Origin of the sequence: Thauera phenylacetica B4P, assembly GCF_000310225.1 — a bacterium.
Classification (GTDB): Bacteria; Pseudomonadota; Gammaproteobacteria; order Burkholderiales; family Rhodocyclaceae; genus Thauera; species Thauera phenylacetica.
This window is the reverse complement of sequence record NZ_AMXF01000472.1, coordinates 1-1,208: the sequence shown is the minus strand read 5'-3', so window position 1 is coordinate 1,208 and position 1,208 is coordinate 1. Positions and strand designations below refer to the sequence as shown.

At 73.9% G+C, this 1,208-nt stretch carries 1 protein-coding gene and 1 pseudogene; both read left to right on the top strand.

Annotation, left to right across the window (positions count from 1 at the left end):
- Positions 1-648: carbonic anhydrase (locus C667_RS23115; RefSeq protein WP_039923031.1), on the top strand; the 648-nt coding region annotated here is incomplete at its 5' end.
- 234 nt (positions 649-882) lie between these two features.
- A pseudogene (locus tag C667_RS23110) lies at positions 883-1,208 on the top strand (efflux RND transporter periplasmic adaptor subunit); the annotation flags it as partial.

Here is a 1,208-nt window from a genome sequence, read left to right as displayed (position 1 = left end):
TGCGCGGGGCCTCGGGCCCGCATGCGCCCGGAGTGGCGGACCTGCTCGGAGGGCACGCGGCAGTCGCCGATCGACCTGCGCGACGGCATCGCGGTCGATCTCGCCCCGGTGCAGTTCGACTACCGCCGCACGGGTTTCCGCATCCGCGACACCGGCAACACCCTGCAGGTCGAGGTCGGCGAGGGCATGGGCATCCGCGTGCGCGGGGTGCGCTACGCGCTCGAGCGCTTCACCCTGCACCGGCCCTCGCAGGATCGTGTCGGCGGCATGGCGCACGACATGGCGATCTACCTGCAGCATCGCGCCGACGACGGCCGCATGGCGATCCTGTCGCTGCTGCTGTCGGCCGGCGGCGAGTCCAATCCCGCGCTGCAGACCTTGTGGAACAACCTGCCGCTCGACCGCGGGCGCGAATACACCCCCGACGCGGTGCTCGACCTGCCGGCGCTGCTGCCGGCCGAGCCGGGGCACTACCTGTATACCGGCTCGCTGCCGATGCCGCCGTGCACCGAGGACGTGCTGTGGGTGGTGATGAAGCAGCCGGTGGCGATCTCCGCGGACCAGCTCGACGTCTTCGCCCGCCTGTATCCGCGCAACGGACGGCCGATCCAGCCGGCCAACGGACGGCCACTGCTCGAGTCGCGCTGAGCGCCCGGCCTTGCGCCAGGCCGTTCGCGTCTGCGGATCGGGCGCAGGCTGTGCGCAGGGCGATCGCACGAACGGGCACCCCGCCTCGAGCCACGCTCCCGCGGTGGTCTCGTGCGACCGCCCCGGGGCTGCGCGTGGGTGACCATGGTCACACGGGCGAGGCGCTACACTAGCGGCCTCGCCCCGCGTCCGCGCCTTGTCGGCAGGGGCGCTCCCGATCGCCGCGAGATGTCCATGCGTTTCCGCTCCCTCCCGTCCTTGCTGGCCGGCCTGTTCTTGCTGGCCGCCTGTTCGGCGCCCGCGCCCCAGACCCCGCCGCCACCCGCGGTCCTCGTCCGCAGCGTCGATGCCGCCAGCGCGCCGCCGGCCGTGCAGGTCTATGCCGGCGAGGTGAGGGCGCGAATCGAGTCCGACCTGGGTTTCCGCATCGGCGGCAAGCTGGTCGAGCGCCTCGTCGATGTCGGCGCCGAGGTCGCCGCCGGCGCGCCGCTGGCGCTGCTCGACGCGCAGGACGTGCGCCTGGCGCAGGCCTCGGCGCAGGCGGCGGCCGCGGCGGCGGA